Origin of the sequence: Sphingobacterium sp. BN32, from assembly GCF_030503615.1 — a bacterium.
Classification (GTDB): domain Bacteria; phylum Bacteroidota; class Bacteroidia; order Sphingobacteriales; family Sphingobacteriaceae; genus Sphingobacterium.
Map to the genome: position 1 here is coordinate 3032664 of NZ_CP129963.1, position 18146 is coordinate 3050809.

Below are 18146 nucleotides of genomic sequence, written 5' to 3' on the forward strand. Positions count from 1 at the left end.
TTGAAGCTCTTTTTTGAGGTCGAAATCTCTTGCTTTTCAGCAGCGGATATCTCGCTCTTTCCTTCCCGATGTCATGGCCGTTTCGGCCGTCCCTCCCTTGCGGAGTGGTGCAAAGATAGGGACAAATAACCCATACTTCCAAGACCTGCAAACGAATATTTTTAGGCCGATGTCGTAACTCGCTAACAATGTGAACAATAATTTATCTCAGAAATGTTGGGATAGACTTGTCTTGGGCTGTTTTGGGGGCTGCAAGGGGAAAATGACGGGCTTAGGGCAGAAAGAAATGAGGCTTTCTTCGAGAGAAGATGGGGTACGCGTCAGGGAAAACCTAATGCAGACCTCATGCACTCCCCTTTCATAGCCCTCCCCGAGCGGGTTTGATTGGGGTCTGTATTGGGTTTGCATTGGGTTTGAAAGGGCTTTGAGCTATCGAATAGTAGTTAGTACTTAGTACTTAGTAGTTAGTAGTTAGTAGTTAGTAGTTAGTAGTTAGTATTAAGACCTATGGCGTAATATCCGCTACAATACAGGATCCTGATAATCCTTAAATCCTTCCTTTCCTGGTTCAAGACAATAACATACTACCATCCTTTCACCCTTCCTTTCCTGGTTCAAGACAATAACATACTACCCATCCTTTCACCTTTCCTTTCCTGACTCAAGACCAAACAAAAAGCTAGCAAATGAATTTGCCAGCTCTATGAATTATCTTTTAATAATCGTCAATTATTTTCGAAACACCCAATACTTCTGTAAAGTGAAATTAAAGCCTAGGGACACGACGATCTCTACAATCATTTTGGAGAGCAAGAAATGCCAATGCATTAAATCGACGAATATGTGTATTCCTAATGATTTCAGGCCGATGCTTCCAAGAACCACAATGATAAATTTCCAGAGTTGGCTCCCTATCGATTGTGCTCGGCTGTTGAATGACCAGTACCGGTTGATCGTAAAGTTGACAATGGCGCCTAAGCTGCCGCTAATGACATTGGAGAACGGTGCAGTGTACTTCAGGACGGTATAACAGAATGTGTAGATACCAAAGTCAGACAAGCCGCCGATAAAGGCAGACAGCTGAACCTTCAGAAATTCTCTAACTTTTGCTGTCATCCCTTATGATCTTAAGCCTCTTGACCTTCCTTTAATTTTGCTGCTTTTTCCTCAGCATCTTTAATATCTCCAAGATCCAAAAGTTTTTTGGTATCGCCCAGATTAATGAAGAATAAAATAATACAGATTCCTAAAACGCTATAATTGATGGAGCCAGGAACAAATACCTCGAGCGCAAGGACTGCAGAAATAATCACACGAATCTCTGTAGGACCCAAAAGTCCGGCATCGATCGTGTATTTATCAGTGATGCGATATCTCAACTGTGAAATGATCATTGCCCAACCATACAGCGCCACCAACGTAAAGCCAAGATATTTAAAATCGCCCGGCGCATAGAAAACATAGCCCAATCCAATGAATACGGTACTTACCCAATCCATCACAATATCTAGCGCGAATCCGTACCACTTTCTGGATTTATTTCGGTAGAACGCAATTCGACCATCTAAGGAATCGCCGAACCATTGCACGAAGAAACCGACAATACCCAAGAGCAGGTAGTTAATGTGAACATATTCTGCCAATAAGAAGCTGCCCATAATCATCAAAGATCCAAACAAGCCTATTGCCGTTAACCCGTCCGAAGAAATCCAGTTTGGAATCCGCGGCACTAAATAGGTTATCAGTCTTTGTTCCGGATTGGCCAAGATATTTGTGCGTTTTCTATCCTGAAACAACTTTTTGTTGATTTTCTCTTCACTCATCACTTCTATTTTTTATAGCCATTTATGGCTTTTGTACCAATTTAAACTCTCCGTCAGTCCTCTTTCCAAATCATATTGAGGATTAAAACCTAGGTTTTTGACTGCATGACTGATATTACAGCCCCAGTTTTCGGCCGTCAACTCCCCTAACCTCTCCGGATAAAGAACCGGTGTTTTACTAGAATTCTTGTATAGCCTTTGCGATACCTGTGCGACGAACCTAATCAGTGACAACGGCACGTGTATACGAAAAAGGCGCTTTTTTAATGTAGACTTAAAGATATCGGCCATGGCATATCGTGAATAAATGAGGCCATCGGAGATATTGTAAAATTGTAAAGCGTTTTGCTTCACCACACATCCTTGCAACAGAACGTCGCAAAGGTCTTTCACATAAATGAAACTCAATTTCTGCGGGTTTCGCCCGATATATGGGTCGAGCCCCTTATTCATGGTATCAAACAATATGAAAATATCCTTTTCACGAGGGCCGTATACTGCTGTTGGTCTAAATACAGAAACCGGTTTATCCGCAAACTTCTCGCGAATCATTAATTCCGATGCGCGCTTGCTGCGCCCATAAACTGTAACAGGACGATAAGGGAAAGATTCGTCGATTAGTTTCTCACTATTGAAAGCAATTGGTCCGACCGCCGCCAAGCTGCTCACATACACGACACGTTCCAATGGGATTTGTGCCGTTGTAGCCGCATGGAGGATAGCTTCGGTGTAATCGACGTTCACCTTGTTCATTTGTTTCTCATCTTTCGCCTTGGTCATTGCCGCGGCATGGATGATATAGTGGTATTGTTCCTCTTCAAATAAATGTTTAAGATTTTCGACATCCCCCAGATTTGGGTAGACGAATTTATCGACAAAAGGCGCTATTTGGTCTGTTACACTACTCGATCTTACTGCAGCATGCACCTCCAGTCCCAAGTTTTGGGCAGCCTCTACCAAGTGAGAACCTACAAATCCGCTCGCACCAGTAATGAAGATTTTCTTTTTCATATTGCTTTTTCGTACAGACGATACCGTTTGTAGAAATCTGCATTGATTTGCTCAATAGCGTGATTCATCATGTAATTGTGATCCAACATCCAAGAACATTCTGCCTCTACAATACCCGAGGGCATCGCATTTTTGATGATACGACCGTATAAACAGGCTTCAATACCTAGCTTACGGTAATTATCCAGAACTCCCAGCATGAGTACTCTAAGCGATTTGATATTCTTTTTACCGAACAGTAATTTGAATATACCGGTAGGAAGCAACCTACCGCGCTTAATATTGATCAATATTTCGTTGATATTAGGCACTCCTAGTGCAAAGCCGACGATCTCATCGCCCTTTTGAGCAAGGATACAATACTTCGGATCGACGATCATTTTTAGGTCCTTCGCTACGTAGAAAAACTCATCATCAGTCATGGGTACAAAACCCAGGTTCTTATCCCAAGCTTTATTGTAAACCACCTTGATACGTTCCGCTTCGTTCTTAAAATCTTTCAGATTAATTTGGCGAAGGATAATGCCTGAGCGCTCCAAACGAGCTTCGAGCTTATCCAAAAGTAACACCGAGCGGTGGCTAGCGCCAGCTTTATTGACAAGATAGGCCCGAAGGTCTTCTTTCTTTTCAAAGCCCGCATTCGTTATCAGATCGATGTAATAAGGGAAATTATATGGCATCATGGCCATTGGAGGTCGGTCGAAACCTTCAACCAACAGACCACAAGTATCGTTTGTCGACAAATTAATAGGCCCCACAATGTTGGTGGCGCCCTTTGCTTTTACCCATGCAGTTGCCGTTTCGAGCAATTTATTGGCAACTTCTTGATCGTTGATGGCATCAAAAAAACCGAATTGCCCTTCATTAACATGGTTAAATTTATTGTGATTGACATTGTAGATCGCCAGCACACGCCCCACAATTTTGCCATCTTGATATGCTAAAAAGGGTTGTGCCTGTGAATGCTTGTAGAAAGGATGTTTCTTTGGATTAAGCATATCATCCTGCCCTAAGAACAACTCAGGAACGTAGTTTGGGTCTCCCTCATAGAGGTCGTGCGGGAAATCGATGAAACTCGCACGCTGACGCTTCGTTTCTACAGGAACAATCGTAATCACAGGTTTAATGCTTTATTATCCAATAAAAGTTTCAACTTCCAGCGCCTTGAATACCTTCGCTAATTTCTCTACGGCTTCATCGATCTGATCGAAAGTATGAGTGGCCATCAAGGAGAAGCGAATTAACGATTCTTCCGCTGGAACTGCAGGAGCAACGACTGGGTTAACAAATACGCCGTCGTCTTGCAACATCTTGGTAACAATATAAGTTTTTTCGTTGTTTCTAACAAAAACTGGTAAGATCGGACTTTCAGTTGCACCTAAGTCAAAACCGCTGTCTAATAATAGTTTTTTAGCGTAGTTGGTGTTAGCCCACAGTTTCTCGATATGTTCAGGTTCAGTTTGAATAATTTCCAAAGCTTTCAAAGTAGACGCTACTGAAGCAGGAGTCATACTTGCACTGAACATCAAAGAGCGAGCTCTATGTTTCAAGTACTCGATGGTATCCTTATCTGCGGCAACAAATCCACCTAACGAAGCTAAGGATTTACTGAATGTTCCCATGATGAGGTCAACATCTTCAGTAAGGCCGAAATGAGAGGCAGTACCTGCACCCTTTTCGCCAATTACTCCCAAACTATGTGCATCATCACACAATATCGCTGCGTCGAATTCGTTAGCTACTTGAACAAGTTCAGGTAATTTAACGATGTCACCTTCCATACTGAAGATACCGTCTGTTGCGATCAACTTAAAGCTTTCTTCCGGAAGACGTGACATCTTATCACGAAGATCGTCGATATTATTATGTGCGTATTTAATTACTTTAGAGAAAGACAAACGGCTACCATCAATAATCGATGCATGGTCGCGTTCGTCCAAAAGAATATAGTCATTACGGCCAGTCAGGCATGATAATGGGCCTAAGTTCGATTGAAATCCGGTACTGAAAAGAATTGCAGCATCTTTACCAACGTAATCTGCTAATTTTTCTTCCAGTTCCACGTGGATATCTAGGGTACCATTAAGAAATCTAGAGCCAGCACATCCCGTACCGTATTTCGCAAGAGCATCCTGCGAAGCTTGAATGATACGTGGATCAGTCGTTAAACCTAGGTAGGAATTTGATCCAAACATTAACACTCTTTGGCCATCAATAATAACCTCAGTGTCCTGCTTAGATTGTATAGGTCTAAAATAAGCGTATAAGTTTTTGGATTTAATATCCCCTAGTTCGCCATTTAAAAACCGTGCGGTTCTTTCGTTTAATTTTCCCTTGCTCATTCGTCAGGTATCTATATTCTCAATAATATTTACTTTTTGAACTTTTAACAAAAAACGTCAAAAATCCCACAAAGGTACAAAACTACGCCTAACTACAAATAATATAAGTGTAACTTTTACCTTTTGATACAAAAAATCGTCGCAAACATACAAAACTTAAACCTCAATTTAGTTTTAATTTGACATATAAATATCATAAAATTAAATTAATATTAACAGATTGTTTAGTATTAAAACAACGATTGTTTTGCTAATTTTCCTAAATTATTACCTTTGTGCTTCAAACGAAACGGACAAAATGGCAATTTCATCAACAGTTAATATAAAAAACAAACGCGCATCCTTCGAATTCCACTTGTTGGATCGCTATGTCGCAGGCATTGCTTTATTGGGAACTGAGATTAAGTCCATCCGTCAAGGTAAAGCCAATATTAACGATAGTTTTTGCGCATTTTTCGAAGACGGGCTTTACATTCGTAACATGCACATTGCAGAATACTCGTTCGGATCTTTTTACAATCACGAAGCTAAACGCGATAGGAAACTTCTATTAACGAAGAAAGAGCTTAAAAAGCTCCGCGAAAAGGGCGAGGAAAAAGGATTTACAATTGTTCCTCTTCGCATTTTCGTCAATGAACGCGGTTATGCTAAGATTGAAATTGCACTAGCACAGGGTAAGAAAGATTTCGACAAACGCGATAGCATTAAAGAACGTGAGTCTAAAAGAGAGCTTGACCGCGCTATGAAACGATAGTTTCTGCACGCCGCTGATAGTTTCCTGGAGTCATATTTTCTCGCTTGCGGAATATGCGTACAAAGTAGTTGACGTCGGAAAATCCGCAGGCATAACACACCTCTTTTACGGAGAGTTTTGTTCGTAGAAGCTCCTTTGCTTTGTTCAAGCGCTCCTGAATCACCATCTCCATAGGCGTAATTCCCACCTCTTCCTTGAACACGCGAAATAAACTCGCCTTGCTCATATTCACATGCTTGCTCAGTTGATCAACAGTTAGCTTATCGTTGATATTTGAGGTGATAAAGTTTCGTATATGTGCAAGCAAGCCACTCCCCTGTGTTTTTGTGGAAGTCGCGACGGTCGATAGCTTCTGTTGTTGAATGATACGCACTAAAAGCTCCTTAAACAGCATATCGGATAACACATCCTTTAAAGGGTCTGTGCTTATCATCGTGCTAAACAAGCGATCCGTTAGCGAGGCAATCTCGCTTGTATTGGCGAAATGCACATTCTCCCAAGAAAGATTCCATGGTATATTCTTATTCTCTTTCGGATAGCTTTCGTTTAGATAATTCAGTGTTTGCTCTATCTTATCAGCTGAGACGACTAAAGCAGTGCATTGTGTAGGGTCTTGAAGGGCAGCTTCTGGAAAGTCGATCTCCATCGGCTTCGCTGCTGGTAATACAATCGTTTCGCCCGGAAAATAATCGAATGCAGGCATGTCGTTCACATGCATGACTTTCTTGCCCTTCAGCATATTAATAATGACCATATCACTGAATTGCAATGGCACAAGACTGCTCGCTTGATAAGTTTCGTAGATGTTCAATTCGAAATTATCAAGAGTAAAAGCTCGTCTGTTTTCAACCAATGTACTCAACTCCTTTTCTTTGGAAAAGGGGAGAGCACGAATTAGATTTTTTCCGCTCATATCACACACATTTTATAATTGGTTGCTTACCAAATATATAAAATCTATTCATATTCTAAAACCATAACTTGCTGATTATGTATAATAATAGGCGGATATGAATAATAATACGGCTTGATAGAATAATGCTATTGTCTGCGAGGATAATGCTATTGTCAAAATTTCGATCCCCTTAAATTTGAAATAATTCAAAACGTAAACTTGATAAAACGATAATATGAGCGCACTAGCAAGACCATCGTTCAAAGAACGATATGACAATTACATTAACGGAAAATTTGAAGCACCTTCGCAAGGAAAGTATTTTGATAACATCTCTCCATTAGACGGCAAGCCGTTTACACAGGTTGCCCATTCAACAAAAGAAGACATCGATAAAGCAGTTGCTGCGGCCAAAAAAGCATTTGAAACCTGGGGTAAAACCTCAGCGACAGAGCGCAGCATCATCTTGAATAAGATTGCTGATCGTATTGAAGAAAATTTGGAAAAGATAGCGATCGTTGAGACGATCGACAACGGGAAAGCAGTTCGTGAGACGCTGAATGCGGATATCCCATTAGCAATTGATCATTTCCGCTATTTTGCGGGTGTTATCCGTGCGGAAGAGGGTTCATTATCCGAATTGGACGCAAACACTGTATCGCTGATAGTGAACGAGCCGATAGGCGTTGTTGCACAGATTATCCCGTGGAACTTCCCGATATTGATGGCCGTTTGGAAACTGGCCCCAGCATTAGCAGCTGGCTGTACGGTAGTTCTTAAACCAGCAGAAAGCACCCCTACGTCTATCCTTGTTTTAATGGAACTAATTGGCGACCTCATCCCGGCCGGTGTGATTAACATTGTGAATGGATTTGGCTCAGAGTTAGGTCGCCATTTAGTGACACATCCAGACGTCAACAAAGCAGCATTTACAGGATCTACCGCAACGGGACGTCTTGTGATGCAATATGCGACGGAGAATATTATCCCTGTAACCTTAGAGTTGGGTGGTAAATCGCCAAATATCTTCTTCTCTTCGGTGATGGATGAAGATGATTCTTACTTGGATAAAGCGATCGAAGGCGCTGTTCTTTTTGCTTTGAATCAGGGTGAAATCTGTACCTGTCCGTCAAGGTTATTAATTCAGGAAGATATCTATGATAAATTCATCGAACGCGTTGTAGAGCGTGTCAATCAGATTAAAGTTGGCGATCCATTAGACCCTACCGTGATGATGGGAGCTCAAGCTTCAAAAATCCAAAAAGACAAGATAATGTCTTACATTAAATTGGGTAAGGAAGAAGGCGCTGAGGTATTGACTGGAGGTGATGAGAATAACCTAGGCGAAGGTCTAGAGGAAGGTTACTACATCAAGCCGACGCTTTTCAAAGGGCACAACAAGATGCGTATTTTCCAAGAAGAGATCTTCGGGCCAGTGCTTGCTGTAACAACTTTTAAAGACGTGGATGAAGCAATTGCTATTGCAAACGACACCATCTACGGATTAGGAGCCGGCGTTTGGACACGCGACGCCCATGAGCTTTATCAGGTACCGCGCGCAATCCAAGCTGGACGTGTATGGGTCAATCAATATCACTCCTACCCTGCAGGCGCACCATTTGGTGGCTACAAGCAGTCGGGTATTGGCCGCGAAAACCACAAAATGATGTTAGCACACTATCGTCAGGCGAAGAATATGCTGATTTCATACAGCAAAGAAAAATTAGGATTCTTTTAAAAGATCAAACATACAATCGGGTAAGGGGTTATTTAGGTAACCCCTTTCTTATACTATACGACATGATTTCAAGAATAGACGCAACAGACAAAGCCAAAGAGCTGATCAAGGAATTATCCGAAAAACACGGCCCATTAATGTTCTATCAAGCAGGAGGTTGCTGCGAAGGGACACAACCGCAATGCTTCGAAAAGGGCGGATTCTACCCTCGCATGAACGATGCGATGATCGGGCTGGTCGAAGGCTATGAATTCTGGATCGATAGAGATCTCTTCGAATATTGGCAATACTCCCACTTCACCCTCGACGTACTCGATGGCTTCGGACCGGGAGGCTTCTCCCTGGAAACTCCACTCGGAAAAACCTTCAAAATCCACTATAAACTGTTCTCGGAGGAAGAATTGAAGAATTTAGAACCGGTGGTTAGATACTAGTTTAGATATTAGACAGTAGATTTTAGACTTTAGAGCCGATCCAGTGGATTCTGGCGTCGTAAAACCGTACTGTACTTTTGTTTTTAATTAGCCCGTCTCACTTTTGTTATATATTGTTATCTTTAGCTGAAGGGAGAATGCATCTGATTCACTAAAAAGAGCTTTAAATTCTCTTATGTAACATAAACTAGCTAAAGCGTTGCATCTTACATCTAATGTCTAAAATCTAATATCTACTCCAACTATGCTTTTCAAGACTTTACCCCTAAAAAACATCTCCCTTTCCAATCGAATAGTCGTATCGCCGATGTGTCAGTATTCTGCGGAGGATGGCTATGCTAATAATTGGCACTTGGTACATCTGGGGCAGTATGCTATCGGGAAGTCGGGTGCTATTATCCAGGAAGCGACAGCGGTTAGTCCGGAGGGAATGATTTCCGATGGTGATCTAGGGATTTGGAAAGATGAGCATATTGCAAAATATAGGGAGATTACGGATTTCATCAAAGAGCAGGGCAGCATTCCGGGGATACAGCTAGCGCATGCAGGCAGAAAGGCCAGCACGGATAAGCCCTGGATCAGTAGAAATCAGTTTGCGCCCGACGATGAGCACGGCTGGCAGACTGTTTCATCCAGTGATATCCCCTATCATGAAAATGACTTTCCTCCGAAAGCTTTAAGTATAGTGGAGATTCAGCAGGTCGTGAAAGACTTTGCTGACGCTGCCGAACGCGCGGTACAGGCGGGTTATCAGATTCTCGAAATCCACGCTGCACATGGCTACTTGATCCATCAATTTCTATCGCCATTGATAAACAATCGTCAGGATGAATATGGCGGAAGCTTTGAAAACCGCATCCGTTTGCTTTTGGAAATTGTGGAAGCAGTTAAAAATACACTGGGCGATGAGCACTCGCTGTGGGTCAGGATCTCGGCGACAGATTGGGCCGAGGGCGGTTGGGACTTAGAACAGTCCACAGCATTGGCGAATCGATTAAAAGACGCTGGCGTGGAAGTTATCGATGTTTCTACCGGTGGAGCGGTACACTGGCAAAAGATCCCTGTAGAAGCAGGATATCAGGTTCCATTCGCGAGCCATATCAAAAAAGAAACCGGTCTAATCACCGGTTCGGTAGGACTTATCAACTCTGCTCAGCAAGCAAATCAAATTATTGAAGATGGACATGCTGACTTTGTACTTATCGCGAGAGCTTTCTTAAGAGATCCGCATCTCGTATATCAATGGGCTAAAGATTTATCTGTCGACTTAGCTTGGGCGCATCAATATGAGCGCGCAAAGATTGACTAATATAAAATTAATCCTTAACGTCTAGCCCTTCCAACACCGGGATAGGCTTTTTATTATCATCGAGCGCAACAAATGTAAAACGTCCCTGAATGGCCAGTTCTCGGCCGTCATGGTACATATTTTCTACATAGATCTCTACGAAAACCTTTAAGCTAGTGCGACCGATAGATTCAACCCTCGCAACAGCTTCAACGATGCTTCCTGAAGGGATAGCCTTATGAAAATCGATCTTATCCGTCGAAACGGTAACTAATTGTTTACGGCAAAAGCGGGTACCACACATAAAAGTAACCTCATCCATCATTGCCAATGCTTTTCCACCAAAAAGAGTGTCGTGGTGGTTCGTGTGGAAAGGAAACACAGTCATCGCAATGCGTGTTTCACTAGCGTCGATACGTTCTTGAACTGTCATTTTATTATTTGAGACCGCAAAGGTAGGGCTAATTTTCATTTTCAACAACTACGCCGATGCCCTTTAACAGCAAGGAAGCATTAAAAATAGTACATGGACCGTCCTTCAACTTATAGTCGAACAACATCTCTGAACCCTGAACCTGAATATCAAAATGGTAATTCTTTAAAGCATGTGGATAGTCTTTCGACATCTCCGCCAACTGCAAGTCATGCGTCGCCAACATCCCCTTACCATTTAAGCCTATCAGCTTTTTAATAATCGCTTTCGACCCCAAGTACTTATCGACCGAGTTTGTTCCACGTAGCATTTCATCAATCAAGAAATAACTCGCAGGAATCTGCTCCACGCGCTCCAAGATAAACTTCATCCGATCCAACTCCGCCTTGAAGGTTGATGTACTCTCGTTTAACGAATCTTTGATACGCATGTAGGTTACCAATTCATAAATCGGGATAGAAAACTCGCTAGCACAAACCACCGCCCCAGCATACGCCAAAACCGCATTTATCCCTACGGTACGCAAGAACGTACTTTTACCAGCCATGTTGGATCCCGTAATTAAAGCAATTTGATGATCATGAGCATCATAATCATTAGCAACCGCTTTATTCACATCGATCAACGGGTGATTTACATCCTTTGCATGCAGTTTATCCGATAGAAAATCTTCTTTAATCTCCGGCTGAACCCATTCCGGGAAATTATAGCGCAATATTGCCAATGAAATCAAAGCTTCGTAGGTACTGATTGCATCAAATCCTGAGATTATCGTATCCTGATAGTTATCCTTCCACTTATTGATTGCCATCACCTGCTTAAAATCCCATAAGAACAACATATTCAAGATGGCTCCGACCAACATGTTGTTTCTCGCATCGAGCTTATCGATCAACTGCCCTAGCTCACGAATTACCGCGGAAAGCTTCTTATCACCTTCCTTCAGCTGCAGCTGCGTTTGCAATTCCTTGTTGAGCTCACTCTGATAGGTTCTGTCTTCCATCAGTTTGATCGCGTCTGCAAAAGCAATGAGTGATACACCAATCTTATCAATCTTGTTGGAAAACTGACTTACCTTTCCGCCCTGACTCATTGTCCACAGCAAATGTACAATCGCTAAAGCGATCAGATAGGAAGCAATATTAAAAACAAATAAGGATACAAGTATGCCTGCAACGAAAATCCACGGCGCAATCGGCACATATAGGCGCATAAAAGCATTCCCAAAAGCCATCGACTTGTCGTGGAAATAACTTTGAATGTATGTCCTTAAGTTAACCTTGGAACCCAAATTAAAAAGCATCTTCGTTTGAAACGTCTGCAGATGCTCGGGATCCTGACTCAACTCTGCTGATGCCGATTGCCGAGCCAAAATATCCTCCCGATGCGACGCCTTCAGCAACCAGGAAGCAAGCGAAGAAATACCATCTTTAGTAGCACAGCGGTTGATCTTTTCAAATAAAGAATGCTGACCAAAAACATCCAAATCACCTGTATAGGGATGCTTCGGATCTTCAAACTCTGCCCCGTTAGCATACATATTCTGATGCTCTTCGATCATCTTGATTTCATTCTCGTTGATCTCTAGAAAGACCTTGGCCTCTTGTAGCTTTCGCTCAATCTTGCTATGCCGAAAGACCAGGTAGACAAACAGCAAAATAATACCAATAATTGTCCCCACAACAAGGAATATATTATTGGTCTTAAAAAGTTGGAACACCAATATTCCACCACCGATCATAATCGCCAATCGCAGGAAAGAATTCTTGGTGATCTGCTTCTCCAAACTACCGATTGTTTCCCGAACTGCCTTTATATTGTTATGATAAAATTCTTGACTCATGCGCTAAAAATATAAAAAGCCCGGCAAAACCGAGCATTATATTTATTGAATAAAATTAATCTAGAATGTTCTTACCAGGCTTGATCGCCAACTAGCGGTACAAAACGGAAGGTATCTAGCTCGATACGCTCGAAGTCATTCTCGCCCACTCGTAGAATAGTTACCATTTTCTGGAACTTCTCGTCACCAACAGGAATCACCATCAATCCGCCCAGGCGCAATTGCTTCAACATTTTCTCGGGCACAAAGGGCGCACCGGCCGTCACGATAATCTTATCATAAGGTCCATGTTCAGGAATACCTTTAGACCCATCTCCTAAGAAAAAGTTCGCTTTATAACCCATATAGGGCAGCACTTGTATGGTGCGTTTGTATAGATTTTCTTGGCGCTCAATCGTATACACATTGGCACCCAATTCCAAAAGGATACAGGTCTGATAGCCCGAACCCGTCCCTATTTCCAGCACCTTATCGCCTTTATTGATGTGCAACAATTGACTTTGGTAGGCTACGGTATAAGGTTGTGATATGGTCTGTCCGTCGCCGATTGGAAAGGCAATATCCCGATAAGCTTGATTCCAAAAAGTCTCATCGAAAAAGAAATGTCTAGGAACTTTACCTATTGCTTTCAACACCCGCTTATCATCAATCCCTCGCTTCTCCAGATGTTTCACCAGTTGCTTCCTAGCGCCTTGCTCCCGATAATTATCTACAAACTTGTATGCCATATCGCTCAAAAATACCCTTAATTTATTAAATTTTTAAGGTTTAAATGCAATTCATTAAAGGTCAGAACCATGTCCAATTTTGGTTAAATGCAAGTAAAAGAACTATTATTTTTGTAATTTAGAACATCGATTCATGCTATCTTATTGCACCGCACATCGTTGCAAAATATAGCAGATGGCGACAAGCCAGTAAGGTTTGTTCAAAATGAATATTAACTATATATTTTTCAACACAAGCGCTAAATATTATTCCCATGAGGCAACTATTCACAATTATTCTGATCGCACTATTCCAAATCAATCCCCTCGCCGCCCAAGAACAGGAAACATCGCCCAATGATGATGATGTCATCAAAGTTTTGGCTATAGGAAACAGCTTCTCCGAGGATGCATTGGAGAACTATTTATATGAAATGGCAAAGGCTGTTAATAAAAAGATGGTCATCGGAAACCTGTATATCGGAGGAGCACCTTTGTCCCTGCATCTTAAAAATGCACATAACAACAGCAAAGTTTACAATTACCGCAAAATAAGCCTGGATGGCACTAAAACGAAAACAGACAAGGTAAGTATCGAAGATGCTATTGAAGATGAGAACTGGGATTTCGTCAGCCTACAGCAGGCAAGCCCCCTGTCTGGAAAGTACAGCGTTATCATGGAGACCCTACGAGATGTATGGACCTATGTTTTTGCACATATCAATCCCGACACTAAATTGGTTTACCACCAAACATGGGCATACCAAGCAGACTCCAAACACGAAGGATTTAAAAACTACAATCAAAATCAACTCGTGATGTACGATAGCATTGTAAATGCGACGTCACAGATCGACAAATCCGGCGACTTCAGCTTTATCGTCCCTGCAGGAACAGCCATACAAAATGCGCGCACTAGCAGCATCGGCGATACGTTCACCCGCGACGGTTACCACCTCAACCTCGACTATGGACGCTTCACCGCAGCAGCAACATGGTACGCAAAACTATTTAATCTCGATCCCAGAAAAAACCCATACAAACCCGAAAAACTAACCGACCTGCAAGCAAAAATTGCCAAAGAAGCAGCACAGAAAGCAGTGAAGAAGCCGTTTAAGGTGTCAAAGATTAGACGTTAGATTTTAGACATTAGACCGCGATAGGACAGATATTCCTGTGAATCGTCTATTAATCTTATTATTTGTTTTATTACATTCATTAGCTTAATCGCTGTTTATACAGCGATTAGTTATTCTATTTTCCTACCTTAGTTCAGTAAAATAAATTAATTATCAATTATGAGTATTATCCGTAAAAATCTGGTTGAACATTATAATTGGGGGGATAAATGCGATGGTTGGCATATGTTGAAGACAGAAGGTTTAAGTGTTATTGAAGAGCGTATGCCAGCAGGAACTGAAGAAACAATGCACTATCATGAACATGCACAGCAATTCTTCTTTATACTCAAAGGTGAAGCCGTATTTGAGAAGGAAGGAAAACAATTTGAAGTTAAAGCGAAACAGGGCTTTGTAATTAAGCCTCTGGAAAAGCACCGAATACTAAACAATTCGAAGGAAGACCTGGAGTTTTTAGTTATTTCCGAACCCCTTGCGCACGGCGACCGTATTGAAGTGACGAGCTCTAATCTTAACACGTCTAAAAGATAGGCTTTACCCTAATGTCTCAGTTCTAAGAATCGAGCCACCCAAAATACTCTCCCTACTCCATCACCAAAAGATAGCGAGCAATACTCTAATGTCTTATGTCTAAGATCCGATCCATCCAAAATACTCACCCTACTCCATCACCAAAAAATAGCGAACAATACTCTAATGTCTTATGTCTAATATCTAAAGTCTAGTAAGGATCAACATCAATCTGCACGCGTACTCCTTTGTTCTTTTTGTCGAGTTCGAAGTGCAGGATGGCTTGTCGAATGAGTTCCTTTACTTTGACGATGGAGATATCCTTGCGTTCGATTTTAAGGGTGATAGTTTGGATAAAATTATTGCGCACTCTGGCGACCAATGGAGGTTCCGGCCCTAGCACGCGCTGTCCGAGGGTCTGTCGCAATAGGGATGCTAAATGACTTGCTGCGGCATGCACCAAATCTTTATCGGGATGCTTGACATCCAATTTGATTAGTCTATAGAATGGAGGATATTGATAGTTTTTACGCTCGGTAACTTCCGTCATAAACATATCCTCGTAATCGTGGTTCCTTACTTGCTCCAGGATACGGTGATTCGGGGTATACGTTTGGATGATTACGGTACCTTCCGCTTGGCGGCGTCCTGCGCGGCCCGCAACCTGCGAGAATAAAGAGAATGCTCGTTCGTATGCTCTGAAGTCGGGGAAGTTGATCATCCCATCGGCATTGATGATACCGATTAGGCTGACGTTTCCAAAATCTAAACCCTTCGTGATCATCTGCGTTCCGATCAACACATCAAACTCCTGATTATCAAATGCCGATATCACGCGGTCGAAACCATATTTTCCTTTCGTAGAATCCAAATCGAGACGCCCAATCCGCAAATCCGGCATCAGCAATTCCAATTCCTCTTCCACCCTCTCGGTACCGAATCCCTTGCTCTGCATATTCGGCATACCACAGGCCGGACATACATTTAACGTGTCCTCCGAGAAGCCACAATAGTGGCAATGCAACAGATTACTGGTTTTATGATACGTTAAGCTGACATCGCAATTGACACATTTGGCCACATAACCACAGGTTCCACATTGCAGAAATGGAGTATGCCCTCTTCTATTTTGGAATAGGATAATTTGCTCTTTTCGTTCAATCGCTTCTTGGATCGCTGTCAATAGTGCCTTGCTGAAGTACGAACTCATCTCATCTTTTCGAGAAGCCTCAGTAATATCGACAACCTGAATACTCGGCAATTTGGCGTCGCCAAAGCGTTCTAATAATTTGACTAATCCGTATTTCCCCGCCTTAGCATTGTAGTAGGACTCTACAGAAGGCGTAGCAGACCCTAATAATACCTTCGCTTGATGCTGATGAGCTAAATAAATAGCCGTATCACGCGCATGATATCTCGGCGCAGGATCATACTGCTTATAGGAATTTTCATGCTCCTCATCGACGATCAGCAAGCCCAAATCCTTGAATGGAAGGAAGATGGACGAACGCGCCCCAATAATAACCTGGAACTCGCCTTTACGCACTTTATGCCATACCTCGGCACGTTCATTATCGTTGAACTTCGAGTGATAAACGCCTAGCTTATCCCCAAAGTGCAATTTCAAACGCTCTGTAATTTGCGCCGTCAATGCAATTTCAGGCAATAGATAAAGCGCATTCTTACCTTGAGCAAGCGTTTCTTCGATTAATCGTATATAAAGTTGTGTTTTTCCAGAGGCCGTAACGCCATGCAATAACACCACATCTTTCTCATTGAAATAACTTTTGATTTCATCATAGGCGCTTTGCTGTGCCTCGCTGAACTTAAAATCGGGCGACAAAAGTACATCTGTGCCTTCAAAACGGCTAACGACTTTTTCTTCCACCTCCAGCACGCCCTTATCGATTAAGCCCGTAATCGCGGAGGTTCCGCAGCCACTTGCTTCCATTAAATCCTGACGTGAGATATCCGCCTTGGTCTTCCGAAGTTGGAAATAGGCTAAAATAGCGTCCTGTTGCTTCGGCGCTCTATTCAACTCATCCAGTAGCGCACGCTTGCTATCATCGTCAAAAAACACTTTCGATAGCTTCAGGAAAACCTTGGTCTTCGGTTTATATTTCTCCTTGATCTCTTCCGAAATCAAGATATAACCATGTTCAAATAAACTCCGCAACAGGGGGAAAACCGACTTCTGCCCTAGAATCTTCATCACATCATTGACCGACAGCTCCCCCGCCACATCCAAAGCATCCAATACCATATAACCCTTATCGGATAATAAGGATCGATCCAAATCAGGATTGTCGGATGCAACAATCTTAGTCTCCGACGCCATTTTCAGGGCAGCCGGCAGAGCCGCTTGCATCACATCCCCTGTATGGCACATGTAATAATCGGCCATCCAATCCCATAGCTGTAGCTGTCGCTCATTGACGATCGGTTCATCATCAGCAACATCCAAAATATATTTCGCCTCGTATTTGGATGGCGCTTCCTCCGTTATGGATTTCACAATGCCCGAATAAATCTTGTTCTTCCCGAACTGCACAATAACCCGCACACCGGTTTCCACCCTGTCGTTCAACTCGTATGGAACGCGATAGGTATAGGTCTTTGCAATTGCCAAGGGCAATACGACTTCAACAAAAAGTGTTTTCCGGTTTCGGGGCAACAATTCCAATTCAGACATACTACAAAAATATAGAAATAAAGGATTATCAGGCTGTCTTTGTCTGATTAAATACGTACCTGCTTCTGGACATAGTTCTTTCAAAGCCCTTTCATAACCCTTTTATAACCCTTTCATAACCCTTCTCGAACGGGTTTGAATTGGGTATGTATTGGGTTTGAAAGGGGTTTGAATAGTAGTTAATATATAGTAGTTAGTATTTAGACCTAGGGCTGCTATTAGAAAATAGAGAATAGATTTTAGATGTGAGAGTATTGTGTCTTGAACCGGGAAAGGAAGGATTTTAGGATGAGTTGGATAGTTGGATTGAAAGGATGTTTGGATTGACGGGTTTTATTGTCTTGAACCAGGGAAGGAAGGATTTTAGGATGAGCTGGATGGTTGGATTGATGGGTTTTATTGTCTTGAACCAGGAAAGGAAGGATTTTAGGATCGGCAGGATTGGAAAGAAAGATACGCTTGATCCTGATTATCCTTGCATCCTTCCTTTCCTGGTTCAAGACAACTTTTATTCCTTTTCTGGCTTAGAACATTTCC

The 18146-nt window shown here is 42.2% G+C and carries 16 protein-coding genes; 6 read left to right on the forward strand and 10 right to left on the reverse strand.

Annotated elements, in window-relative coordinates; genetic code table 11:
• Positions 1-729: 729 nt before the first annotated feature.
• Genes QYC40_RS12825 through QYC40_RS12845 form a run of 5 tightly spaced genes read right to left on the reverse strand, consistent with a single transcriptional unit; the run spans position 730 to position 5176 of the window.
• Complete coding sequence (locus tag QYC40_RS12825) at positions 730-1116, reverse strand: GtrA family protein (protein WP_301990553.1); 387 nt, start codon at positions 1114-1116, stop codon at positions 730-732.
• An 11-nt stretch (positions 1117-1127) separates the two neighbouring features.
• A complete protein-coding gene (locus tag QYC40_RS12830) occupies positions 1128-1823 on the reverse strand; it encodes a CDP-alcohol phosphatidyltransferase family protein (protein WP_301990554.1) in 696 nt (231 codons plus the stop codon).
• A gap of 12 nt (positions 1824-1835) precedes the next feature.
• The gene (locus tag QYC40_RS12835) at positions 1836-2834 is read right to left on the reverse strand and encodes an NAD(P)-dependent oxidoreductase (protein ID WP_301990555.1); all 999 of its coding nucleotides are present in this window, start codon (positions 2832-2834) and stop codon (positions 1836-1838) included.
• The gene (locus tag QYC40_RS12840; protein WP_301990556.1) at positions 2831-3952 is read right to left on the reverse strand and encodes a hypothetical protein; all 1122 of its coding nucleotides are present in this window, start codon (positions 3950-3952) and stop codon (positions 2831-2833) included. Before QYC40_RS12840 ends, QYC40_RS12835 begins: the two co-directional genes overlap by 4 nt.
• Positions 3953-3967: 15 nt before the next feature.
• Positions 3968-5176 (reverse strand): pyridoxal phosphate-dependent aminotransferase family protein, encoded by a 1209-nt coding sequence (locus QYC40_RS12845; RefSeq protein ID WP_149526941.1) that lies wholly within the window; start codon positions 5174-5176, stop codon positions 3968-3970.
• A gap of 298 nt (positions 5177-5474) precedes the next feature.
• On the opposite strand from QYC40_RS12845, the gene smpB reads away from it, so the two are divergent.
• Complete coding sequence (gene smpB, locus QYC40_RS12850) at positions 5475-5930, forward strand: SsrA-binding protein SmpB (protein ID WP_149526942.1); 456 nt, start codon at positions 5475-5477, stop codon at positions 5928-5930.
• On the opposite strand, the gene QYC40_RS12855 is transcribed toward smpB, so the two are convergent.
• On the reverse strand, positions 5917-6843 hold the full coding sequence (locus QYC40_RS12855) for a helix-turn-helix domain-containing protein (protein ID WP_301990557.1): 927 nt from the start codon (positions 6841-6843) through the stop codon (positions 5917-5919). The two genes, smpB and QYC40_RS12855, sit on opposite strands and share 14 nt — an antisense overlap.
• A 217-nt stretch (positions 6844-7060) precedes the next feature.
• On the opposite strand from QYC40_RS12855, the gene QYC40_RS12860 reads away from it, so the two are divergent.
• From QYC40_RS12860 to QYC40_RS12870, 3 genes are all read left to right on the forward strand, one after another.
• Positions 7061-8563 carry an aldehyde dehydrogenase family protein gene (locus QYC40_RS12860; protein ID WP_301990558.1) on the forward strand — a complete coding sequence of 501 codons (1503 nt, stop codon included), beginning with the start codon at positions 7061-7063 and terminating at the stop codon, positions 8561-8563.
• A 62-nt stretch (positions 8564-8625) separates the two neighbouring features.
• On the forward strand, positions 8626-8997 hold the full coding sequence (locus tag QYC40_RS12865) for a DUF779 domain-containing protein (RefSeq protein WP_149526945.1): 372 nt from the start codon (positions 8626-8628) through the stop codon (positions 8995-8997).
• Between the two features lie 244 nt (positions 8998-9241).
• Positions 9242-10306, forward strand: a complete 1065-nt coding sequence (locus QYC40_RS12870; protein ID WP_301990559.1) for an NADH:flavin oxidoreductase/NADH oxidase — start codon at positions 9242-9244, stop codon at positions 10304-10306.
• A gap of 7 nt (positions 10307-10313) precedes the next feature.
• On the opposite strand, the gene QYC40_RS12875 is transcribed toward QYC40_RS12870, so the two are convergent.
• The 3 genes from QYC40_RS12875 to QYC40_RS12885 all read right to left on the reverse strand — a co-directional run bounded on the left by QYC40_RS12875 (position 10314) and on the right by QYC40_RS12885 (position 13289).
• Positions 10314-10718, reverse strand: coding sequence for an acyl-CoA thioesterase (locus tag QYC40_RS12875; RefSeq protein ID WP_301990560.1), 405 nt, complete (start codon positions 10716-10718; stop codon positions 10314-10316).
• Positions 10719-10746: 28 nt separating this feature from the next.
• On the reverse strand, positions 10747-12561 hold the full coding sequence (locus QYC40_RS12880; RefSeq protein ID WP_301990561.1) for a DNA mismatch repair protein MutS: 1815 nt from the start codon (positions 12559-12561) through the stop codon (positions 10747-10749).
• A gap of 71 nt (positions 12562-12632) precedes the next feature.
• Complete coding sequence (locus QYC40_RS12885; RefSeq protein ID WP_301990562.1) at positions 12633-13289, reverse strand: protein-L-isoaspartate(D-aspartate) O-methyltransferase; 657 nt, start codon at positions 13287-13289, stop codon at positions 12633-12635.
• Positions 13290-13543: 254 nt separating this feature from the next.
• On the opposite strand from QYC40_RS12885, the gene QYC40_RS12890 reads away from it, so the two are divergent.
• Together QYC40_RS12890 and QYC40_RS12895 are read left to right on the forward strand one after the other, a co-directional pair.
• A complete protein-coding gene (locus tag QYC40_RS12890) occupies positions 13544-14407 on the forward strand; it encodes a DUF4886 domain-containing protein (RefSeq protein ID WP_301990563.1) in 864 nt (287 codons plus the stop codon).
• A gap of 159 nt (positions 14408-14566) precedes the next feature.
• Positions 14567-14938: a cupin domain-containing protein gene (locus tag QYC40_RS12895; protein ID WP_301990564.1), complete on the forward strand. Its 372-nt coding sequence runs from the start codon at positions 14567-14569 to the stop codon at positions 14936-14938.
• A gap of 190 nt (positions 14939-15128) precedes the next feature.
• On the opposite strand, the gene priA is transcribed toward QYC40_RS12895, so the two are convergent.
• Positions 15129-17609, reverse strand: a complete 2481-nt coding sequence (priA, locus tag QYC40_RS12900) for a primosomal protein N' (protein WP_301990565.1) — start codon at positions 17607-17609, stop codon at positions 15129-15131.
• Positions 17610-18146: the final 537 nt, after the last annotated feature.